Origin of the sequence: Streptomyces sp. NRRL F-5135 (assembly GCF_000719775.1) — a bacterium.
Taxonomy (GTDB): Bacteria; Actinomycetota; Actinomycetes; order Streptomycetales; family Streptomycetaceae; genus Streptomyces; species Streptomyces hebeiensis.
In genome coordinates this window covers 191,837-214,219 of sequence record NZ_JOHR01000004.1, presented here as the reverse complement: position 1 = coordinate 214,219, position 22,383 = coordinate 191,837, and the positions used below count along the sequence as shown (strand labels likewise).

Below are 22,383 nucleotides of genomic sequence, written 5' to 3'. Positions count from 1 at the left end.
ATGTCACACGGTGGCCCCGTCGTGTCGGACGGCGGACGGCGGCCGCGCACACTCGCCGTTCCGTCCGGTACCCGCCCGTGCGTCAGCGAGCCCGTCGCCTCGACGAGCTCGTCCGCCGTGGGCCTGTCCACCAGCGAGCCCGTCGGCCGACGGGCCCGACCACCAGCGAAGGGGGCGACATGCCCGGTACATCGCCCGGGAGCGCGGGTGCTTCCCGGCCGGAGCGTGGCGCGCGGGAGACGGCACGGGCACTGCTGGCCCTGGTCGCGTATCCGATACTGCTCCTCTCGATCGCGGGTGTGTTCGCCATAGCCGTGCGCGGCGACTGGGACACCGGCCGGACCACTTTCGTCTTCCAGCTCTCGGTCATCGGCTATCTGGCGGCGCTGGAGCGTCTGATCCCTTACCAGCGGTCCTGGCACCCCACCCGCCGGGAGTGGGTCTCGTACGGCGTGTACTACACGCTGACGGCGGTGGGCGGCGGTGTGGCGCAGTCGCTGGTGCTCGGCGGGGTGAGTGCCTTGGCCCGTCCCGACCCCGTGCTGCCGCTCTGGGCCGAGATACCCCTCGCCCTGCTGCTGGGCTCGCTGGCCAGTTACACGGTCCATCGTCTGGGGCACACCAACCGCTGGCTGTGGCGGCTGCACGGCGTCCACCACGTACCCGAGAAGGTCAATGTCGGCAACAACGGTGTCAATCACATCGCCGACATCCTCATCGCCCAGGGGTGTACCCAACTGTCGCTGGCGCTCGTGGGGTTCTCGGAGACGTCCGTCTTCGGGGTGGGGCTGTTCGTGGTCGCGCAGGGGTATTTCGTCCATGCCAACGTCACCGTCCGGCTCGGCCCGCTGAACCATGTCTTCGCTAGTCCGGAGCAGCACCGGCTGCACCACAGCACCGATCTGGCCGAGGCCGGGCACTACGGCTCCGATCTTTCGATCTGGGACCGGGCGTTCGGCAGCTTCACCTGGCGGCCGGGGCGGGAGCCGGCGGCGGTCGGTCTGGTGGACCCCGCTTCCTTCCCGAGGACCGAGTCGTTCATGGCGACGCTGGCCCATCCCTGGCGGCGGCCCGTGAAGGCCGGTGACACCATCACCGGCTGACGCCCCGCCACCCGTGGCCGGCTGCCTCACCCGGCCACGGGCTGACGCCCCATCACCACCGGCCGATGCCTCACCGCCCGGTCGGCCATGCGCCCGTCCGTCGCTCGTTCGCCCCACCGACGAGCCCCGGCCGGCCCCGGTTACGCCCTCGCCATGATCGACCGATCCCCCGACCCATACCACCACTTATCCGTTTTTAGATTATTTATTCTCCGCGTGCATGCACGCGGGACCCCGGTCTCCACCCGTCCTGACGGGAGGCCGGGGCCCCCGCCTGCCCTTCGCGCACGCTGTCTGCTGACGACTCAAGGACCCGACCATGTCTGAATCGCTCCGGAGCGCGCCTCCCGAGAAGATCGCGATCATCGGTATCGGCTGCCGCTTCCCGGGCGGCGCCTGTGACCACCGGACCTTCTGGCAGAACCTGCTCGACGGCAAGGACTGCATCACACCGACACCGCGCGACCGGTACGACGTGACCACCCTCGGCAGCGGGGACCAGGCCAGGCCGGGCCGGCTGGTGGGCGGCCGGGGCGGGTACATCGACGGGTTCGACGAGTTCGACCCCGCGTTCTTCGGGATCAGTCCGCGCGAGGCGGACCACATGGACCCGCAGCAGCGGAAGTTGTTGGAGGTGGCCTGGGAGGCGCTGGAGGACGGTGGCCAGAAGCCGGTCGAGCTGGCCGGTACTGATGTCGGTGTGTTCGTCGGCGCCTTCACCCTCGACTACAAGATCCTCCAGTTCGCCGACCTCCGCTTCGACACCCTGGCCGCGCACACGGCGACCGGCACCATGATGACGATGGTGTCGAACCGCATCTCGCACTGCTTCGACTTCCGCGGCCCCAGCCTCTCCCTCGACACCGCGTGCAGTTCCTCCCTGGTCGCCGTGCATCTCGCCTGTGAGAGCCTGCGCCGCCGGGAGAGTTCACTCGCGCTGGCCGGCGGCACCCTGCTGCACCTGACGCCGCAGTACACCATCGCCGAGACGCAGGGGGGCTTCCTGTCGCCCCGGGGCCGGTCCCGCACTTTCGACGCCGACGCCGACGGCTATGTCCGCGCCGAGGGGGTCGGCATCGTCGCGCTGAAGCGCCTGGCGGACGCCGTCCGCGACGGCGACCCGGTCCATGCCGTGATCACCGCGAGCGGCGTGAACCAGGACGGACGCACCAACGGCATCACCGTCCCCCGTGCGGAGGCTCAGATCACCCTGATCGAGCGGGTGTGCGCCGAGGCGGGCATCGCGCCGGGCGGCCTCCAGTACGTCGAGGCCCACGGCACCTCCACACCGGTGGGCGACCCGATCGAGGCCACCGCGCTCGCCCGGGCCCTCGCCGTCGGCCGCCGGCCGGACGCCCCCTGCTATGTCGGCTCGGTCAAGACCAACATCGGGCACACGGAGTCGGCTGCCGGGATCGCCGGACTCATCAAGACCGCGCTCAGCCTCGAACACCGTACGATCCCCCCGCACATCAACCTGGAGCGGATCAACCCGGGTATCGATCTCGCCTCCGCGCCGTTCTCCATCCCGACGGAGGTCACCGCGTGGCCCGCGCACGAGGGCCCGGCCCGAGCGGGGGTGAACTCGTTCGGTTTCGGCGGCACGAACGCGCACGTACTGCTGGAGGAGGCGGCACCGCCGCCCCTCGCCGAGGAGCCCGTGGCCGCGGACCGGCCCCGCTACAGCGTCCTCCCGCTGACCGCCCGCGACACGTCCGGGCTGCCGGTCCTGGCCGAGTCGATCCGACGGGAGCTGGCGGCGCCCGCCGCCACGGACACCGGGCACGGGATCTCGCTGGCCGACCTCGGCCATACGCTCGCCCGTCGCCGCCAGCACCACGACGCCCGGATGGCCGTCGTGCACACCGGCCGCGAGGACCTGGCCGAGGCGCTGGCCGCTCAGGCACGGGGCGAGGCCCACCCGCGGGTCGTCCTCGGCCGCCGGCGCCCGGCCGAACAGCGCCGCCTGGCCTGGGTGTTCACCGGCATGGGGCCCCAGTGGTGGGGCATGGGCCGGGAGCTGTTCGCCTCCCAGCCCGTCTACCGGGAGGCCGTCGAGCGGTGCGACCGGGAGATCGCCGCGCTCACCGGCTGGTCCCTCGTCGAGGAGATGAGCGCGGACGAGGCGGACTCCCGGATGGCCCAGACCTGGCTGGCCCAGCCCGCCAACTTCGCGGTGCAGGTGGGCCTCGCCGCCCTCTGGCGCGCCCATGGGGTACGGCCCGAGGCGATCGTCGGGCACAGCACGGGCGAGGTCGCCGCGTTCCACGAGGCGGGGGTCTACAGCCTGCGCGACGCGGCGCGCGTCATCGTGCACCGCAGCCGCCTCCAGCAGCGGCTGGTCGGAACGGGCACGATGCTCGCGGTGGGCCTCCCCGAGGACGAGGCCGCGCGCCGGGCCCGGCCGTATGGCGACCTGGTGTCCGTCGCCGCCGTCAACAGCCCCGCCGCGGTCACCCTCGCCGGTGACGAGGCGGCCCTGACGTCCCTGGCGGACGAGCTGCGTACGGAGGACGTGTTCGCCAAGCTCCTCACCGTTCAGGTGCCGTACCACAGCGCCCGCATGGAAGCGATCAAGGACGAGCTGCTGTCCTGCCTGTCCGGTATCGAGCCGCGTCCCGCCGAGGTGCCGCTGTACCTGACGGGCCGGGAGGGCACGGCCCATGGCACCGAGCTCGACGCCGACTACTGGTGGGACAACGTCCGCGACCGCGTCCGCTTCCGCGCCGCCGTCGACCGGATGGCCGACGACGGGTACCGCGTCTTCCTGGAGATCGGCCCGCATCCCGTCCTCGCCCATTCGATCAGGGAGTGCCTGGAGAGCAGGCCGTTGGAGCCGGACGCCGACGTGGTGACGCTGCCGTCGATCCGCCGGGAGGAGGACGAGGAGGCGCGTTTCACCACCTCCCTCGCCACGCTCCACACCCTCGGCACCGACATCTCCTGGGACAGGCTGCAGCCCGCCGGGCGGACCGTGCCGCTGCCGCGCTACCCCTGGAAGCGCGACCGGTACTGGACCGAGCCGGAGCCCGTGGCGCAGGTCCGGCTCGGCCGGGTCGACCATCCGCTGCTCGGCCGCCGGCTGGCCACGGCGGAGCCGGTGTGGGAGGCGGAGCTGGACCTCTCCGCCGCGCCGTACCTCGCGGACCACCGTATCCAGGGCCGCGCCCTGTTCCCCGCCGCCGGCTATCTCGAGATGGCCGCGCAGGCGGCCCGGGCCCTGACCGGGGGCACGGAGACCGCGCTCGGCGACATCGAACTGCGCAAGGCGCTGTTCCTGCCCGACGACGCGTCGCGGACCGTCCAGCTCGCCCTGTCCCTGGAGGATGCCGCGTTCACCGTCGCGACCGGCGGCGGCGAGAGTGCGGAGCGCACCGTCCACGCGACCGGCGTGGTCCGCTCCGGCGACCGCACCGCCCGCCGGACCGCGGCCCTGGACATCGACCGGATCACCGCGCGCGCCGGGACCCGTCTCGCGGGTCCGGCGTGCTACGCGGCGCTCGGCGCCCTCGGCTATCACTACGGCCCGGCCTTCCAGGGGATCGAGGAGGTGTGGACCGGCGGGGGCGAGGCGCTGGCGCGTATCCGGCCGCCCGAGGTCCTCGGGGACGACGCGGCGCGCCACCATGTGCACCCCGTACTGCTCGACTCCTGCTTCCAGACCCTGCTCGCCGCGGGCTGTGCGGACGGCCCGCTCGGACTGCCGCTGCCCGCGGAGGGCGGCGGCGGGGCGGACGGGCCCACGGGCATCCTGCTCCCGCTGTCCATCGCGGAGGTACGCACGGGCCCGGTCGGGGACCAGCCGCTGTGGGTCCATGCCACCGTGACCCGGCGGGGTGACGGCGAACTCGTCGGGGACATCGCCCTCCACGCCGACGACGGCACTCCGCTCGGCCGCGTCAGCGGGTTCCGGGCCGCCGACGTCGAGAAGGCGACCGCCGCGGTGGGGCTCGGCACGATCGACAACTGGCTGGCCGAACCGTCCTGGACCGACTGCCCGCTCGGCTCCGACGAGCGTGTCGGGGCGGTGGACGGGACGACGGGCGGCTCGGCGGACCGCGCGGCCCCGGGGTCCTGGCTGCTGTTCGCCGACGCTCCCGGCGGGGTCGCCGACGCACTCGCGGAGCTGGTCACCGCCCGGGGCGGCCGCTGCCGTCTCGTACGCCCCGGAGAACGCTACGCCGCCGGTCCCGGCACCAACACCTTCACCGTGGTGCCCGGCAGCCCGGACGACCTGCGCCGGCTCTTCGCGGACCTGGCCGTGACCGTCGGGTACGGCCAGGACGCGGCGGGCTTCGACACCGTCGTCCACCTGTGGAACCTCGACCTGCCCGCGCTGGACGACACCGAGCGCGGCCGGCTGGAGGAGCACAGCACCCGGGGGGCGTACTCGCTCATCGCGCTCGCGCAGGCCCTCAAGGACGATCCCCGCCAGTCCGGCGGGCCTGCCGCCCTCCATGTGGTCACGCGTGGCACGCAGGCGGTCGACCGGGGCGATCCGGTCGAGCCGCTGGGCGCGCTCGCCTGGGGTGTCGGCCGGGTCCTGCGCCACCAGGAGCTGACGGCCCATCGCGGTAAGCTCGTCGACCTCGCCCCGGGTGGCGGCCGGGCCCGCGAGGAGACCCGCCGGGCCGAGGCCGGGGCCCTGTTGGAGGAAATCCTCGACGCCCCCACCGCCCCGGGGCCGTACGAGGACGAGATCGCGCTGCGCGGCGGACGCCGCCTCATCAGCCGGCTCACCAGGGCCGAGGGCCTGACCCGGCCGCTGCCGCCGCGGCTGCGCCCGGACGGCGCCTATCTCGTCACCGGCGCCTTCGGCGCGCTGGGCCGGCTCCTGTGCCGCTTCCTCGTCCGGCGCGGTGCGCGCCACCTGATCCTCGTCGGCCGCACTCCCCTGCCGGACCGGGCGCGCTGGCGCACCCTGGATCCTGAGTCCCCGGCCGGCCGGAACGCGGGCTTCGTCAAGGAGCTGGAGGCCCTGGGCGCCCATCCGGTGCACGCCGCCGTGGACACCACCGACGAGGAGGCCCTGGCCGCCTGGCTCGCGGCGTACCGGGAGCGGGACGCCCCGCCGGTACGCGGTGTGTTCCATCTGGCCGGGCACGTGCGGGACACCCTGGTCCCCGCGATGGACCGGGCCGCCTTCGACGCGGTGCTGGCCCCCAAGGCGGCCGGTGCCTGGCTGCTGCACCGGCTGCTGCGCGACGAACCCCTGGAGCACTTCGTCCTGTTCGCGTCGATCGCGTCCCTGCTCACCACGGCGGGCCAGACCAACTACGCGGCGGGCAACGCCTTCCTGGACGCGCTGGCCCACCACCGCCACGCACGGGGCCTGCCGGGCCTGAGCCTGGACTGGGGGCCGTGGGCGACCGGCATGATCGAGGAACTGGGGCTGGTCGAGCACTACCGGGCCAGCCGGGGCATGAGTTCGCTGTCCCCGGACGCGGGCATGGCCGTACTGGAGCGGGTCATCGGCCAGGGCCGCGCCCAGCTGCTGGTGGCCACGGTGGTGGACTGGAAGGTCTTCCTCGCCTGGTACGAGTCGCCGCCGCCGCTCGTCACGGAGCTCGCCGCGGCCGACGGGGGCGAGGAGGCGGAGGGCCACGGCAGCTTCCTGGACGTCTTCGGCACGGCGGACGACGAGCGCCGCGCAGAGCTGGTCGCCGAACGGTTCACGGCGGTGGCCTCGGCCGTGCTGCGGGTGCCCGCCGACCAGATCGACCGGTCGGGCAGCCTGGCCGCCCTCGGGCTCGACTCCCTGCTCGCCATGGAGCTGCGGGTGCGGGTCCAGGCCGAGACGGGGGTCTCGCTGCCGTTGGTGTCCCTGCTCAGCGGCGCGTCGGCGGCCGAGCTCGGCACGCAGCTGTACCACGCCGCGGCGGCCCTCGTCGCGGAGTCGGCGGGCGGCTCGGGCGTGCTCGCCACGGTGGAGACGTACGAGGACGAGACCTGCCACCCGCTGACGCAGAACCAGAAGGCGCTGTGGTTCCTCAAGCAGCTCAACCCCGACGGCTTCGCCTACAACATCGGTGGCGCGGTCGAGGTGCGGACCCGTCTGGATCCGGAGGCGATGTTCGACGCGGTACGGACTCTGGTGGCGCGCCATCCGGTGCTGCGCGCCAACTTCGCCCTGGAGGACGGGCAGCCGGTCCAGCGCGTGTCGGCCGGCGGCGAGCCCGATCTGGCCCTGTTCGACGTCCAGGACCAGGACTGGGACACGATCCACGAGACGATCGTCCGTGAGTACCGCAAGCCGTACGACCTGGAGCGCGATCCGCTGATCCGGTTCCGCCTGTTCAAGCGCGGCCCGGACCGCTGGATCATCATGAAGGCCGTCCACCACATCATCTCGGACGCGATCTCCACGTTCACCTTCATCGAGGAACTCCTGGCGCTCTACGAGGGGACGCGCCGGGGCGGGCCGGTCGAGCTGCCGCCCGTACCGGCGCGGTACCTCGACTTCCTGAACGCCCAGAACCGCTTCCTGGCGTCGCCCGACGCGCGGCGGATGCTGGACTACTGGCGCGGCGGCCTGCCCGCCGAGGTACCGGCCCTCGACCTGCCCACCGACAAGCCCAGGCCGCCGGTGCAGACGCACAACGGCGCGTCCGAGTTCTTCGTCCTGGACGACGGTCTCAGCGCCCGGGTGCACGCGCTGGCGCGTGAGCACGACGTGACGGTGTTCATGGTGCTGCTCAGCGCCTACTACGTGCTGCTGCACCGCTATTCGGGCCAGGACCACATCATCGTCGGCAGTCCCGTGACGGGGCGCACGGAGGAGGAGTTCGCCTCCGTCTACGGCTACTTCGTCAACCCCCTGCCGCTCTACGCGGACCTGTCCGGGGACCCGTCCGTCGCCGCGCTGCTCGCCCAGGTGCGCCAGGTGGTCCTCGGCGGTCTCGACAACCAGGAGTACCCGTTCGTCCTGCTGGTCGAGGAGCTGGGTCTGCAGCACGACCCGAGCCGGTCGGCGGTCTTCCAGGCGATGTTCATCCTGCTCGCCCACAAGGTGGCCTCGGAGCAGTACGGATACCGGCTGGACTACATCGAACTGCCGGAGGAGGAGGGTCAGTTCGACCTCACGCTGTCGGCGTACGAGGACGAGTCGGAGGGGCGGTTCCACTGCGTCCTGAAGTACAACACCGACCTGTTCCTGCCGGAGACGGTCCGGCGGATGGCGACCCACTACGTGCAGGTACTGGACGCCCTCACCCGGGCCCCCGCCGCGGCGCCGGTGGGCCGGCTCGACCTGCTGGGGCCCGAGGAGCGCGAGCGGGCCCTGCGCGATCCGGCGGCCGTGGGCCGGCCGCTGCCCCATGACGTGCCCGTGCCCGAGCTGATCGCCCGAGCCGCCGCGCGCCGACCGGACGCCGTCGCCGTGTCCGTACCGGCCGAGGCGGGCGAGACCCGCCGTATGACGTACGGGGAGCTGGACCGCCACGCGTGGGCGCTGGCCGGGCGGCTGCGCGAGAGGGGGGTGAAGCCCGGCGACGTCGTCGCGGTCTGCCTGCCCAAGTCGCCCGAGCTGATCGTGGCGCTGTTGGCCGTCTGGCGCGCGGGCGCCGCGTACCTGCCGCTGGATCCGGACCATCCCACCGACCGGCTCGCCCTGATGGCGGAGAACGCGGCGGCGGCCCTGGTCGTCACCGACGCCGAGGGCCAACGCCGCCTCGCCGCGCCGGGTTTCGACGCCGTCACCGATGTCCTCGCCGGGGACGGGCGGGCCGGGGCGGCGGAAGCCGAGGTCCACGGTCCCTTCCCCGTCGACCCGGACTCGCCCGCGTATGTCGTCCACACCTCCGGTTCGACGGGCCGCCCGAAGGCCGTCGAGGTCAGCCACCGGGCGCTCGCGGCCGTGCACGCGGCCTGGCACGAGGAGTACGGTCTCGGCGCGGCGCCCGGGGTACACCTGCAGATGGCCGCGGTCTCGTTCGACGTGTTCACCGGCGACCTGGTACGGGCGCTGTGCTCGGGCGGCCGACTGGTGCTGATCGGGCGTGAGCTGCTGCTCAACACGGAGCGCCTGTACGGGACGATGACGGACGAGGGGGTCGACTGCGCCGAGTTCGTGCCCGCGGTGGCCCGCGCCCTGATGGACCACTGCGCGCACGGCGGCCACCGCCTGGACTTCATGCGCCTGCTGATCGTCGGCTCGGACGCCTGGAAGGTCGAGGAATACGAGCGGCTGCGCGGCCTGTGCGGCCCGGGCACCCGGGTGATCAACTCGTACGGGCTGACCGAGGCGGCCGTCGACAGCGCGTTCTTCGAAGGCCCCACGGCAGGGCTGGAACCGAACCAGCAGGTCCCGATCGGCAGACCCCTGCCGAACTGCGCTCTGCACATCCTGGACGAGCACCGCGAGCCCGTGCCGCCGGGAGTCACGGGCGAGCTGTGGGTCGGTGGCGCGGGCCTGGCCCTCGGCTACGCGGGCGATCCCCGGCAGACGGCGGAGCGGTTCGTGAGTCTGACCCTGGGGCGCGGGCCGGGGGCGGTGCCCGAGCGGCTGTACCGCACGGGTGATCTGGCCCGCCGGGACGCCCGCGGGCTGATCCACCTGCTGGGCCGGGCGGACGCTCAGGTGAAGGTGCGCGGCCACCGCATCGAGCCGGGTGAGATCGAGTCCCTGCTGGTGTCCGTGCCCGGTATCGCCCAGGCGGTGGTCACGGTCCGCGCGGACGGGGACGGCGAGGCCGCGCTGTGCGCCTACTGCGTGCCGGAGGCCGGGAGCGAGCCGGACCCGGGTGAGCTGCGCCGCCATCTCGCCACGCGGTTGCCGACGTATCTCATCCCCGCCCACTTCACCACGCTGGACGCGCTGCCGCTCACGTCGAACGGCAAGGTGGACGTGGCCGCGCTGCCGGAGCCCCGGCGGGAGTCCGGCGAGGAGAGCCACGAGCCACCGGTCACCCTCTACGAGGAACGGATGGCGGCCCACTGGCAGTCGCTGCTGGGCGTGGAGCGGGTGGGGCTGCGGAGCGACTTCTTCGCCGCGGGCGGCAGTTCCATCAAGCTCATCGAGCTGATCCACCGGCTCCAGGCCGAGTTCAACATCACGGTTCCGGTCAGTCTGCTGTTCAAGGTCACGACGCTGCACGGCATGGCGAGGACGGTGGAGGACATCATCACCGGGAAGATCTCCGGCGGCAGGCCCTACCTGACGTTCAACTCCGGTCAGGCGTCCACGCTGTTCTGTTTCCCGCCGGCCGGTGGGCACGGGCTCGTCTACCGCTCGCTCGCCGCGCACCTGCCCCCGTACGAGCTCGTGGCGTTCAACCACATCGGCGGTGACGACAAGGTGATCCGGTACGCGGACCTGATCGAGTCGCTCCGCCCCGAGGGGCCCTGCCCGCTCTTCGGATACTCGCTCGGCGGCAACCTCGCCTTCGAGGTCGCCAAGGAACTGGAGGCCCGGGGACGTACGGTGCCGCAGGTGGTGATCATGGACTCGTACCGGATCCAGGAGCCCTACGCGGTCACCGACGAACACCTCCAGACGTTCGAACACGAGCTGCGGGAGCATCTGCGCCGTCACACCGGCTCGCGGACACTGGCCGACGAGACTCTCGACCAGGCCAGGGAGTACCTGGACTTCTGCGGCCGTACGCCCAACGTCGGCACGGTCGCCGCGACGGTCGCCGTGATCTCCGACGAGCGGAAGACCGCCTTCTACGCGGCCGGACAGCGCGGCACCTGGCACGGCAGTTCGTCCGCCGGCACCGTCCTGCTGCGCGGCGGTGGCACCCATGCCGAGATGCTGGACGAGAAGCACCTGCCGCGGAACGCGGAGCTGACGCTCTCGGTCCTCGCCGGGGCGAACTCGCCGGCCGGGGGTGAGACCCATGTCGCGTGAGAACCGGCCGGTCTGGCACCGGCGCGAACGGGGACCGGAGGACGCGCCCCGGGTGATCATCATCGGGGCCGGCATCGGCGGCCTGTCCACCGGCGCGTACGCGCAGATGAGCGGCGCCGAGACGCGGATCTTCGAGCGCCATGTCCTGCCCGGAGGGTGCTGCACGGCGTGGTCCCGGCAGGACTACGTCTTCGACTACTGCATCGAATGGCTCACCGGCACGGGCCGGAACAACGACGCCAGCCAGGTGTGGCGGGAGCTCGGCGCCCTCGACGGCAAGACGATCGCGAACTTCGAGATGTTCAACACCGTCGTCGACGAGAACGGCCGCTCGGTGACGTTCTACAACGATCCCGACCGACTGGAGCGGCATCTGCTGGAGATCTCGCCGGCCGACGCCCGGCCCATCAAGGCCTTCTGCCGTGATCTGCGACGCTTCATCGACATCAATCACTATCCGTTCCTGACCCCGCCGCCCCTGCAGCCGCTGAAGGAGAAGCTGGCCACGCTGCGCCTCGTCCTGCCGGACTTCGTCCTGTTCTGGCGCACCGCCGCGACCCGCATGGAGAAGTTCGCCGGCCGCTTCCAGGACCCGTTGCTGCGCCGGGCGTTCCCGTTCATCTTCTTCCAGGACCACGAGGTCTTCCCGCTCCTGCCGTACCTGTTCAACATGGCCAGCGCCCACCACCACAACGCGGGGTTCCCGCAGGGCGGCTCGCTGGGGCTGGCCCGGTCCGTCGAGGAGCGCTACACCTCGCTGGGCGGCCGGGTGGACTACCGGGCGCGGGTGGAGCGGATCCTGGTCGAGAACGACCGGGCGATCGGAGTCGAACTGCGCGGCGGTGAGCGGCACTACGCGGACCACGTCGTCTCCGCCTGCGACGGTCACACCACGATCCACCGGCTGCTCGGCGGCCGTTACACGAGCCCCGCGGTCGACCGCCTCTTCGAGGAGATGATGGGCCGCCCCGAGATGGTCTACCCGGGGGTCGTCTCGGCGTTCGTCGGTGTCAAGGGCGAGTTCGACCCGGCCGAGCGGCACAGCGTCACCTATCTGCTCTCCCAGGAGGACAGCGCCGCGCTCCCGGCCGTACGGCAGAACAGCCTGGTGGTCCAGTTGCGGTCCCACTACTCGGACGGTTTCGCTCCGCCCGGCAAGTCCGTCGTGCACTGCACCTACTTCAGTGACTACGCGTACTGGAAGGAGCTGCGGCGCACGGACCGCAAGGCGTACTGGGCGCGCAAGCAGGACGTGGCGGACTTCGTCCGGGACTTCCTGGAGCGGCACCACCCCGGGGTGGCGGAGGCCATCGAGGTCATCGACGTGGCCTCACCCACCACCACCGAGCGGTATACGGGCGTGCGGGAGGGCTCCATCCTGGGCTGGAAGTCGTTCACCGACGCCGACGACGTGATCACGAAGCTGATCAACAAGGACCGGCTGCGACTGCCCGGGCTGAGCGGTTTCTCCCTGGCCGGCCAGTGGTTCGGCGGCGGCAGCCTGATCCGGACCGCCGCGAGCGGACGGTTCGTCACCCAGTACCTCTGCCGCGACCTGGGGCTCGAGTTCCGCGCCTGGGAGAGCGGCGGTACGGAACCCTGGCACCCGGGGAAGCTGGGCAGCCTGCCCCAGCTCGAACGACGAGGGGTCCGGTGACCGCGTGCTGAAGGACCTCGTGGTGAAGGACCACGCGGGACAGGAGCGATCGATGCGACCAGGAAACCGGGGAGAGCGGGGAGAGCGGGACATGCCGTCCGTCAAGCGCAGGGAATCCATGATCATCATCGGGGGCGGGCTCGGCGGCCTATCCACCGGCGCCTACGCGCAGATGAACGGCTACCGCAGCCAGGTCTTCGAGATGCACGAGATCCCGGGTGGCTGCTGCACGGGCTGGGGGCGGGGCGACTTCACGTTCGACTGCTGCATCAGCTGGCTGCTGGGCAGCGGCCCGGGCAACGAGATGCACCAGATCTGGCTCGAACTGGGCGCGCTCCAGGGCAAGGAGGTGCGCCACTTCGACGTGTTCAACATCGTGCGCGGCCAGGACGGCCGGGCGGTGTACTTCTACTGCGACCCGGACCGGCTGGAGGCGCATCTGCTCTCCCTGTCCCCGGCCGACGCCCGCCCCATCCGCGCGTTCTGCGGAGGGCTGCGCAAGTTCATCTCCGCCCTGCCCGCGTATCCGTTCCTCAAGCCCGTGGCGCTGATGAGCCGGCGGGAGCGCTGGCGCATGCTGGCCGGCTTCGTCCCGTATTTCAACCTGTTCCGCACCTCGATGACCTCGCTGATGACGGAATACTCGACACGCTTCCGGGACCCGCTGCTGCGGGAGGCGTTCAACTACATCCTGTACGAGAAGCATCCCGGGTTCCCCGTACTGCCCTTCTACTTCCAGATGGCGGCGCAGGCGCACCAGTCGGCGGGCGTGCCGGAAGGGGGTTCGCTGGAGCTGGCGCGTTCCATCGCCGACCGCTACGAGCGGCTGGGCGGCGAGGTGACGTACAACGCCAAGGTGGTGAAGATCCTCGTCGAGAACGACCGGGCGGTGGGTGTCCGGCTCGCGGACGGGCGGGAGTACCACGCGGACATCGTCGTCTCCGCCTGCGACGGTCCGACCACGGTGATGGAGTTCCTGGGCGGCCGCTATCTGGACGACGAATACCGGAAGCTGTTCACGGAGACCATTCTGGAACCGGGCATGGTCTTCCCCGGCTATGTCAGTGTGTTCCTGGGCCTGCGCCGTCCCTTTCCGCACGGTGAGCCCACCACCACGCACCTGCTGGACGACGCCACGGCCGGCCGGCTGCTCGGCATGCGCCATCCGAGTCTCAACGTCCAGTTCCGCAGCCGTTTCTACCCGGAGCTGTCGCCACGGGACACCACGGTCGTCTACGCCACGTACTTCTCGGACACGGCGCCCTGGCGGGAGTTGAGCGAGGGCCCCGAACAGCACAGCCGGCTGCGTCGCGGGGAGGAGCACCACACCCTGCCCGTGCGGCGCGGCCGCCCGTACTCCGCGGCCAAGCGGCGGGTGCGCGACACGGTGGTGGATTTCCTGGAGGAGCGCTATCCCGGTCTGAAGGACTCCATCGCGGTGCGGGACACGTGCACGCCCCTCACCCAGATCCGCTACACGGGCAACTACGACGGGACGTTCCTGGGCTGGCAGCCGTTCGTGGAAAGCGGCGAGACCATGGAGGAGCTGGTCAAGAAGCACGGACCGGCTCTGCCCGGTCTGGAGAACTTCTACCTCTCCGGCGTCTGGGCCACCACGGGCGGCCTCATCAGGGCGGCCGCCGCCGGACGGCAGGTCATGCAGTTCATCTGTCGCGACGACGGACTCGACTTCACCGCCTCCGTCGACGACTCCGCGCCCCCGCCCACCCATGTCGTCATCCCCGTGGGCCCCGGTGCCCCCGGTGCCCCTGGTGGGGCCGGTGGGGCCGCGCCCGACGACCGGAGTACGGGAGCACCGCCCGAGCCGGCACGCCTGACCCACTGACCGGCCGCCGGTCGAGGCCGCGGGCCTGCGGCGCGGGGCCCCTCCATGCCCGGTGCCCCGGCCCCGGCCCGGCCCCGTCACCACGCCCCCGAACCTCACGCCGGATCAATACCTCCTCACGACACGCTCACCAGGACCGCAGCACCCCACCAGCAAAGGCGGACACCCCCATGTCACACCGGCCGTCCCAGGGCACCACGGACACCGCTCAGCGCCCGGAGCCCCTCTCCTACCCCTTCTGGACCACGGAGGGACTGGATCTGCACCCGGACTACCGCCCCTTGCGGGATCAGCCGCTGGCCAAAGTGCGGCTGCCGTTCGGGGAGGACGCCTGGCTGGCGACGCGTCACGAGGACGTCCGTACGGTCCTGTCCGATCCCCGGTTCAGTCTCGCCGAGGCCGTCCGCCGCGACCAGCCGCGGATCGGACGGATGCCCCGGGCCGGCGGGGGCCTGATCGCCACCGACGCACCCGACCACACCCGGCTGCGCTCCGTGCTGAGCAAGGAGTTCACGGCACGCCGCATCGAACGCCTGCGGGACCGGGTCGGGCGGATCGCCGACGGGCTGCTCGACCGGATGATCCAGGCCGGGCCGCCCGCCGACCTGTCCGAGGACTTCGCCTTCCCGCTGCCGATGACGCTGATCTGCGAGCTGGTGGGCGTTCCCCGTGAGGACCACGGCCGGGTGCGGTCCTGGGCGGACATCGTCTGCTCGGGCAGCGCCTCGCCGGAGGTGCTCCAGAAGGAGGCGGCCGATTTCTTCGCCCGCGTGAACGGCTGGCTCCACGCACGCCGCCAGGAGCCCGCCGACGACCTGCTGACGCTCCTGGTGCGGGCCTGTGACGAGGACGGGGTGATCAGCGAGGAGGAGTTGGTGGGTGTCCTCAACGAACTCCTCGTCGGCGGATTCGTCACCACCACCAACCAGATCGGCAACTTCTTCTCGCTGCTGCTCCTGCCCCGGCCGGACGAGGAGGACCTGCTGGGCCGGTTGCGCGCGGAGCCCGCGCTCATCCCCAAGGCCGTGGAGGAACTGCTGCGGTTCGTCCCCCTGCTCAACGGCCTGACACTGCCGCGTTACGCGCTGGAGGACACCGAGTTGGGCGGGGTGCTGGTCCGCGCGGGCGAGCCCGTCATCGTCTCCCAGGCAGCGGCCAACCGTGATCCCGAGGCCTTTTCGGACCCGGACAGGGTGGTCTTCGACCGGCCCGGCAACGCGCATGTGAGTTTCGGGTACGGAACGCACTACTGCCTGGGCGCTCATCTGGCGCGGCTGGAACTCCAGGTGGCGCTGGAGCGGGTCCTCGCCCGCATGCCCGGTCTGCGGCTCGCCGTGCCCGTGGCGGAGTTGCGCTGGCGGTCGAAGCAGTTCTTCAGCGGCCTGCACGAGCTGCCGGTCAGCTGGTGATCAGGCAGGCCGACGGGCCGGCGGTGTCGGCGGGTCCTCCCGGCCGAGGACCTGGGAAGCCCAGGGAGGACCCGCCCCGTCCGCCCGCGGGCGGAGGTCAGGAACCGGCCAGCAGCCGTAGCAGGCGTGCCACCTCGTGGCCCATGGCCTCCCTGGCCGGGCTCAGGTAGCGGCGCGGATCGACGGTCGCGGGCTGCGCGGACAGCCGCGCGCGGGCCGCCGCCGTGAAGACGGTGTTGAGATGCGTGGCGATATTGACCTTGCGCATCCCGGCGCGCACCGCCGCGGCGAGGGTGTTGTCGTCCACGCCCGACGAGCCGTGCAGCACCAGCGGTACGGGGACGGCCGCGCGCAGGTCGCGGATGAGGTCCAGGTCGAGCCGCGCCGTGCGCTCGGTCATCTGGTGCGAGGTGCCGACCGCGACGGCGAGGGCGTCCACGCCGGTGTCCGCGACGAACCGGGCCGCCTCCTCGGGGTCGGTGCGGACCCCCGGCTTGTGGGCGCCGTCCTTGCCGCCGATCTCGCCGAGTTCCGCCTCCACCCAGACGCCCCTGTCCCGGCACCGGCGGCTGATCTCGCGGGTGCGGGCGACGTTCTCCTCCCAGGGCAGGTGGGCGCCGTCGTACATCACGGAGGTGAAGCCGAGCCGTACGGCCTCCTCCACCAGGTCGGGCCGCGTCGCGTGGTCCAGGTGCAGCGCGGCCGGCACGGCGGCCTCCTCGGCGGCCGCGCGCGCGGCGGCGGCGAGCGGTGCGAGGGCACCCCGGTAGGCGACGGCGTTCTCGCTGATCTGGACGATGACGGGGAGGTCCGCCTGCTGGGCACCCGCGAGGACGGCTTCCAGCTGTTCGAGGAGGACGACGTTGAACGCGCCGACGCCGTGCGCCGCGCCGTTGATGATGTCCCCGGTGGGGGCGAGTGGCATGGTCTGCTTCCCGTGATGACGAAGGGGTGGAAGGCCCGGCCGCCCGCGGGGCCGGGGAGGCGATTGAGGGACCGTCAGCCGAGGATGACGGAGCGCGTCAGATGGGCCGGCCGGTCGGGGTCGCGGCCGGCGGCGGTGGCCAGTTCGACCGCCAGGCGCTGGGCGACGACGAGTTCGGCCAGCGGGTCGAGCCCGGGGACGCGCAGGTGGGCACCGGTGGCGCGGACCTGGTCGGCCAGTGTCTCGGGCAGTGGGGAGAGGGGCCACACGACGCGGCCCGGCGCCGCCACCGCGACGGGTCCGTGGCGGTACTCCATGGCGGAGTAGGACTCGGTCCACCAGGCCGCCGCCTCCCGCACCTTGAGCGCGGCCTCGGCGGCGAGACCGGTGCTCCAGCCCGTACCGATGAAGGTGATCTGCTCGGCCGCGAGCAGTTCGGGCTCCAGTTCGGTGGTGAGGGCCGTGGTGACATCGGTGCGCGCGCGGTCGGTGTCGAGGCCCAGATGGGCGCGCAGCAGCAGGAGCTGGGTGGTGGGGAAGCGGGTCTGGACGACGGACCGCTCGTCCGCGTAGTCGAGGCAGATCACGTCGTGCGCGGCGGTGGCGGCGGGCGAGTCGGCCACGGCGGTGACGACGCTGATCCGGGTGGTGGCGGGGACCTGCTCGAAGGCGGTGAGGATCTCGGTGGTGGTACCGGACCGGGTCAGGGCCAGCACCCGGTCGTAGGCGCGGTGGAGCCGCGCCTCGGAGGCGGGGAAGGCGTCGGTCAGACCGAGCCCGGCGTCCTCGCGCAGCTGGGCGTACGCCTGCGCCATGAACAGCGAGGTGCCGCAGCCGATGACGGCGACGCGCTCGCCCGGGGCGGGCAGGGCGGGGGTGTGAGCGGGGAGTTCCTCGAGGACGCGCTCCCAGCAGTCGGGCTGGGAGGCGATCTCGTCACGCGTGTACGACATGGTTCTCCGGTGGAAGTCGATGCGGATGCGGTGTGGACGGGAGTTGTGCGGATGAGGCGTTGTGCGGATGCGGCGGACTCGATGGCGGAGTCCGCGACGGGGTCGGGGGCGGGGCTCGGTGGCGGACTGGGCCTGCTGTCGGTATACCCAGCACACCCCGGCTGGTGATCAGTGCCCGAGGGTGGCGCGCAGCCCGGGCTGGAGCAGGTCGCCGTGCGCGCGCACCATGTCGTCGCACAGGTCCCAGATGCGCTCGACGGGCAGGGCGGCGGCGGTGGCCGGGTCGGCCATGGCGGCCTGCCGGACGGAACGCGGGTCGTCCTCGAGGGCGGCCCGGACGACGAGGTCGTTCATGCTCAGGTAGCCCCGGTTGAGCGCGGCGCACTGCGCGGGGAGGGCGCCGACGCGGGTGGGCTGTACACCGCTGCCGTCGACCAGGCACGGCACCTCGACGGTGCCGGTCGCGGGCAGGTTGTCGATGAGGCCGTGGTTGGGAACGTTTCCGTAGACGGTCCGGGGGGTGCCGGTGGTGATGCTGTGGATGATCTGGGGCGCGTACTCCATGGTGCCCTCGACGTGCAGCGGGGTGCCGGCGGCGAGCGCGTCGCGGGTCCCCTCGTACTCGGCGATGTTCTCGTCCACGATGCCGAGGTAGGCGCCGATGGGCAGGCGGAGCCGTTCGACCTCGCTGTCGTGGTGCAGGTACCAGGGGACGTACTCGGAGGAGTGCTCGCTCGTCTCGGTCGGGTAGTAGCCGAGGCGGCGGTACATGTCGACGCGGACCCGGCGCCGCAGCTCCGGGTTCTGCTCGACGAGCGCGTCCAGCCGGGGGTAGAGGTCGGCTCCCTGGTGCTCCAGTCGCAGGACCCAGGCCTGGTGGTTCACCCCGGCGGCCTGGTAGGTGACCTCCTGGTGCGGGACGCCCAGCAGGTCGGACAGGTCGCGGATGGTCCAGTACACCGAGTGGCACAGGCCCACCACGCGGGTGAGCCCGGTGGCCCGGGCGAGGTACTGGACGTTCATCGCCATGGGGTTGGTGTAGTTGAGCAGCCAGGCGTCGGGGCAGACCTCGGCGATGTCCTCGCCGAGCGACTTCAGCAGCGGGAAGGTGCGCAGCGCGCGGAAGATGCCGCCGATGCCGAGGGTGTCGCCGATGGTCTGGCGCAGTCCGTAGCGGGCCGGTACGTCGAAGTCGGTCCGGGTCGCCTCGCGCATGCCGACCTGGACGATGTTGATGACGAAGTCGGCTCCCTCCAGGGCTTCGCGCCGCCGGGCGTGCGCGGTGATCAGGGGGCCGGTTCCGGTTCGGAGGCCGCCGGTGCCCGGGGCGGCTTCGGAGGCGTTCCCCTCCGCCGTCAGGCGATCCGCGATGTGGCGCGCGGCGCCGTGCGCCGTGGTCAGCCGCTCGGAGTCGATGTCGTGCAGGGCGATATGGGCGTTCCGGAGTTCGGGGAAGGCGAAGATGTCCGCCAGCAGTCCCTGGGTGAAGACGACACTGCCTGCGCCGATGAACGCGATCTTGGTGCTGGTCATGAGGGGTTCTTTCCGTTGCGGACGAGAGCCTCGGTGGCTTCGTCCCAGGTGGGCTGGGCGGGTGTGCCGCCGTGGGCCCGGGTGGACAGGGCGCCGCAGGCGGCAGCGATCTCGAGTGCCTCGATGGTGGACAGGCCGCGCAGGCGGGCGGCGACGAAGCCGGCGTCGAAGCTGTCTCCGGCGCCGACCGTGTCCAGCGGCCGGGCGGGGACGCCGCGGGTGCGCAGGACGGTGCGGCCGTCATGGGCGAGGGCGCCGTCGGCCCCGTCCTTGACGACCACCAGCGGGCCTCGGGCGGCGAGTTGCCGGGCCGCCTCGTCCAGGGACTCCGCGCCGGGCGCGAGGGCCCGGGCCTCCTGAGCGTTGGGCAGCAGGACGTCCGTGACGGCGAGGACGGCGTCGAGGCGGCCCGGGGCCCACTCCCCCGACGGGTCGTCATTGGTGTCGAGGGAGGTGGTGGCACCGTGCTCGCGCGCCGTACGCAGCAGGCCGGGCAGCGCGTCGGCGAGCCGCGGCAGCAGGAAGTACGAGGCGGCGTGCACATGACGGCTGCCGGTGAGCAGGGCTTCCGGTATGTCGTCGGGGCCGGTGGCCGGCAGGGTGCCGGGCGCGGTGAGGATCGCCCGGTCGCCGTCGGGCCGGGTGAGGACCACGGTGAGGGGGGTCGGCCGGTCGGGGTCGACGCGCAGCGCGTGGGTGTCGACACCCCGGTCGTTCAGGGCGGCGACGATGAAGCGCCCGGCCTCGTCGTCACCGACCCGGCCGGCGAAGGCGACTCTCAGCCCGAGCCGGGCCGCGCCGCACGCCATGATCGCGGCGGAGCCGCCGAGGGTGAGCAGGCCGCTGTCGACGAGTTGTTCGCGCTGGCCGAAGGCGAGGGCGGCGTCGGGCGGGTTGTCGAGCGGGCCGAGGACGACGTCCGGGTTGGCGTCCCCGATGACGAGCAGGTCGTAGGTGGGTGGCATGGGACTTTCCGTGGGGCGGGGTGCGGGGCGTTCCGCAGGACGTTGCGCGAAGCGTTGACGGCTTTCCGGGGTGTTTTCCGAGGGAGGTCGCCCGGTGGCTTCCGGACGTCGCCCGGCGCTTTCCCGGGAACGCCGCTCGGGATGTTCCGGGGTCGTGGGGCTCATGCCGGTCAGCCCTTGAGCCCGCTGTTGGTGATGGACTGGATGAACGACCTCTGGGCGAACAGGAAGGCGAGCAGCACCGGGAGGACGGTGATGACGTTGCCCGCCATGACCGCGGACCACCGGGTGTGGTGCTGGCCCTGGAAGGTGGTCAGCCCGAGTTGGAGGGTGTACTGGGTGTCGTGGTTGATGGCGATCAGTGGCCAGGTCAGGTCGTTCCAGGTGGTGAGGAAGGTGAGGACCGCCACGGTGCTCAGCGCGGGCCGTGACAGCGGCAGGACGACGAGGAACAGCACGCGGAGCCGGGAGCAGCCGTCGATCCACGCCGCCTCCTCCAGTTCCCTGGGCAGGGACAGGAAGAACTGCCGCAGCAGGAACACCGCGAACGGCGTGACCAGGGACGGCACGATCAGCGCGCCCAGGGTGTCGATGAGGCCCAGCCGCTTCATGACCAGGAAGGTGGGGATCATGGTCAGCTGGAACGGGATCACCATCGTGGCCAGCATCAGTACCAGCAGCACCCGGGAGCCGGCGAACCGCATCCGGGCGAACGCGTAACCTCCGAGCGCGCCGAGCAGCAGGTTGGAGGCCACCGCGACGGTGGAGACGATCAGCGAATTGGCGAACCACCGGGGGAACATGGCGTTGCCGAGCACATAGCCGTAGCCGCCCAGGTCGATCCGTGCGGGCCACAGGGCTGCCGGGAAGCGGTTGATCTCCGCGTCGCTCATCACGGAGCTGAGCAGCAGCCAGATCAGGGGCACGGCGAAGAGCAGGGACAGCGGTGCGAGCAACAGGTGCCAGGCGCTGAAGGGCAGCCGGAGGCGGGTGCGCCGGGGGCCGGCGGCGCCCGGGCTCCCGGCCGGCGTCATGGACTCGGTCCGGGCGGAGGGGGTGGTCGCCGTCATCGTGCGGCTCCTTCGGTACGACGGTTCGCGCGGGCCCTGAGCAGCCGGGGAACGCCACCGACCACGAGCAGGGCGAGGGCGAGCGCGTAGGCGGCCGCCGCGCCGTACCCGGCGGTGAAGTTCTTGAACGCCTGCTCCCAGATGAAGTAGACGATCACCGTGGTGGAGCCGAGCGGCCCGCCCTTGGTCGTCACGTACACGAGGTCGAAGACCTGGAGGGCGTTGATGGTCTGCCACAGGAGCAGGAAGACGGTGACGGGTGTGAGTGCGGGCAGGGTCACATGGCGCAGCAGGTGCCACCGCCCGGCGCCGTCCAGCCGCGCCGCCTCGATCAGGGACGGGGACACGTCCTGGAGGGCGGCGAGGAGGACCACCACGCAGAAGCCGGTGCCGCTCCACAGCGAGATGGCGACCAGCACGAACATCGCCTGTCCGGGGTCGGTGAGGAACCCCTGCGGGGAGACCCCGAGGTGTTGCAGGAGGGAGTTGGCGGCCCCGAACTCGGGGTCGAGGATGAAGGAGAACAGCACTCCCTGCGCCGTGGCGGAGACGACGAACGGCACGAAGATGAGGGTGCGGTAAAAGCCGACCAGCCGGATCCGCCGGTTGAGGACGAGGGCGAGGAACAGCCCGAGCCCGATGCTCAGCGGCACGTACAGCACGGTGTAGAGCAGTGTGTTGCCCACCGCCTGGCTGAAGTGCGGGTCCTGTGCGAGGGCGCGGTAGTTGTCGAGGCCGACCCAGCGGCTGGGCGTGACCAGGTCGTCGGCCTGGAAGGACAGCAGCAGGGACCACAGGACGGGGACGACGCTCAGGCCGAGGATGACGAGGACCGAGGGCGAGATGAACGCCCAGGCGGTGGCAGACTCGCCGCGCGCGAGAGCGCCTCGGCGGCGTGCCCCGGGGTGTTTCCGGGGCTGCTTTCCCGGGTGTCTCCCCTGAGTGTTCCCCGGGCCGTGCGGGGTGTTGTCGTCGTGGTGGGTGGCGGTGTTTTCGTGGTCCCGTTCGCCGCCCCGGCCATCGTCGTGGCCGCCGTCGGGTAGCGTGAGGGGAGTGGGAAGGCGCGGCATCG

Annotated in this window: 11 protein-coding genes; 5 read left to right on the top strand and 6 right to left on the bottom strand. The window is 72.0% G+C overall.

Going from position 1 to position 22,383, the window contains the following annotated elements; translation table 11 throughout:
• Positions 1–179: 179 nt before the first annotated feature.
• The 5 genes from IG02_RS0107760 to IG02_RS0107740 all read left to right on the top strand — a co-directional run bounded on the left by IG02_RS0107760 (position 180) and on the right by IG02_RS0107740 (position 15,865).
• The gene (locus IG02_RS0107760; RefSeq protein WP_078854282.1) at positions 180–1,103 is read left to right on the top strand and encodes a sterol desaturase family protein; all 924 of its coding nucleotides are present in this window, start codon (positions 180–182) and stop codon (positions 1,101–1,103) included.
• 319 nt (positions 1,104–1,422) lie between these two features.
• The gene (locus tag IG02_RS0107755) at positions 1,423–10,953 is read left to right on the top strand and encodes a non-ribosomal peptide synthetase/type I polyketide synthase (protein WP_030743455.1); all 9,531 of its coding nucleotides are present in this window, start codon (positions 1,423–1,425) and stop codon (positions 10,951–10,953) included.
• Positions 10,943–12,610, top strand: coding sequence for a phytoene desaturase family protein (locus IG02_RS0107750; RefSeq protein ID WP_030743452.1), 1,668 nt, complete (start codon positions 10,943–10,945; stop codon positions 12,608–12,610). Before IG02_RS0107755 ends, IG02_RS0107750 begins: the two co-directional genes overlap by 11 nt.
• A 118-nt stretch (positions 12,611–12,728) precedes the next feature.
• A complete protein-coding gene (locus tag IG02_RS0107745; protein ID WP_030743450.1) occupies positions 12,729–14,456 on the top strand; it encodes a phytoene desaturase family protein in 1,728 nt (575 codons plus the stop codon).
• A gap of 170 nt (positions 14,457–14,626) precedes the next feature.
• Positions 14,627–15,865 (top strand): cytochrome P450, encoded by a 1,239-nt coding sequence (locus IG02_RS0107740; RefSeq protein ID WP_037802523.1) that lies wholly within the window; start codon positions 14,627–14,629, stop codon positions 15,863–15,865.
• Positions 15,866–15,962: 97 nt separating this feature from the next.
• Here IG02_RS0107740 and IG02_RS0107735 read toward each other — a convergent pair whose 3' ends face one another.
• The 6 genes from IG02_RS0107735 to IG02_RS0107710 form a co-directional block, all read right to left on the bottom strand.
• Positions 15,963–16,790, bottom strand: a complete 828-nt coding sequence (locus tag IG02_RS0107735) for a class II fructose-bisphosphate aldolase (RefSeq protein ID WP_030743442.1) — start codon at positions 16,788–16,790, stop codon at positions 15,963–15,965.
• 74 nt (positions 16,791–16,864) lie between these two features.
• The gene (locus IG02_RS0107730; RefSeq protein WP_030743440.1) at positions 16,865–17,743 is read right to left on the bottom strand and encodes an SIS domain-containing protein; all 879 of its coding nucleotides are present in this window, start codon (positions 17,741–17,743) and stop codon (positions 16,865–16,867) included.
• 168 nt (positions 17,744–17,911) lie between these two features.
• The gene (locus IG02_RS0107725; RefSeq protein WP_030743437.1) at positions 17,912–19,276 is read right to left on the bottom strand and encodes an alpha-glucosidase/alpha-galactosidase; all 1,365 of its coding nucleotides are present in this window, start codon (positions 19,274–19,276) and stop codon (positions 17,912–17,914) included.
• Positions 19,273–20,241 (bottom strand): carbohydrate kinase family protein, encoded by a 969-nt coding sequence (locus IG02_RS0107720; protein WP_030743435.1) that lies wholly within the window; start codon positions 20,239–20,241, stop codon positions 19,273–19,275. Before IG02_RS0107720 ends, IG02_RS0107725 begins: the two co-directional genes overlap by 4 nt.
• A gap of 170 nt (positions 20,242–20,411) precedes the next feature.
• Positions 20,412–21,311, bottom strand: coding sequence for a carbohydrate ABC transporter permease (locus IG02_RS0107715; protein ID WP_030743433.1), 900 nt, complete (start codon positions 21,309–21,311; stop codon positions 20,412–20,414).
• A complete protein-coding gene (locus tag IG02_RS0107710) occupies positions 21,308–22,381 on the bottom strand; it encodes a carbohydrate ABC transporter permease (protein WP_030743430.1) in 1,074 nt (357 codons plus the stop codon). Before IG02_RS0107710 ends, IG02_RS0107715 begins: the two co-directional genes overlap by 4 nt.
• Positions 22,382–22,383 lie beyond the last annotated feature (2 nt).

Excerpts from the sequence above, each read along its gene's own strand:
- IG02_RS0107760 (WP_078854282.1), top strand. The coding sequence starts at position 180 with ATGCCCGGTACATCGCCCGGGAGCGCGGGTGCTTCCCGGCCGGAGCGT.
- IG02_RS0107755 (WP_030743455.1), top strand. The coding sequence starts at position 1,423 with ATGTCTGAATCGCTCCGGAGCGCGCCTCCCGAGAAGATCGCGATCATC.
- IG02_RS0107750 (WP_030743452.1), top strand. The coding sequence starts at position 10,943 with ATGTCGCGTGAGAACCGGCCGGTCTGGCACCGGCGCGAACGGGGACCG.
- IG02_RS0107745 (WP_030743450.1), top strand. The coding sequence starts at position 12,729 with ATGATCATCATCGGGGGCGGGCTCGGCGGCCTATCCACCGGCGCCTAC.
- IG02_RS0107740 (WP_037802523.1), top strand. The coding sequence starts at position 14,627 with ATGTCACACCGGCCGTCCCAGGGCACCACGGACACCGCTCAGCGCCCG.
- IG02_RS0107735 (WP_030743442.1), bottom strand. The coding sequence starts at position 16,790 with ATGCCACTCGCCCCCACCGGGGACATCATCAACGGCGCGGCGCACGGC.
- IG02_RS0107730 (WP_030743440.1), bottom strand. The coding sequence starts at position 17,743 with ATGTCGTACACGCGTGACGAGATCGCCTCCCAGCCCGACTGCTGGGAG.
- IG02_RS0107725 (WP_030743437.1), bottom strand. The coding sequence starts at position 19,276 with ATGACCAGCACCAAGATCGCGTTCATCGGCGCAGGCAGTGTCGTCTTC.
- IG02_RS0107720 (WP_030743435.1), bottom strand. The coding sequence starts at position 20,241 with ATGCCACCCACCTACGACCTGCTCGTCATCGGGGACGCCAACCCGGAC.
- IG02_RS0107715 (WP_030743433.1), bottom strand. The coding sequence starts at position 21,311 with ATGACGGCGACCACCCCCTCCGCCCGGACCGAGTCCATGACGCCGGCC.
- IG02_RS0107710 (WP_030743430.1), bottom strand. The coding sequence starts at position 22,381 with ATGCCGCGCCTTCCCACTCCCCTCACGCTACCCGACGGCGGCCACGAC.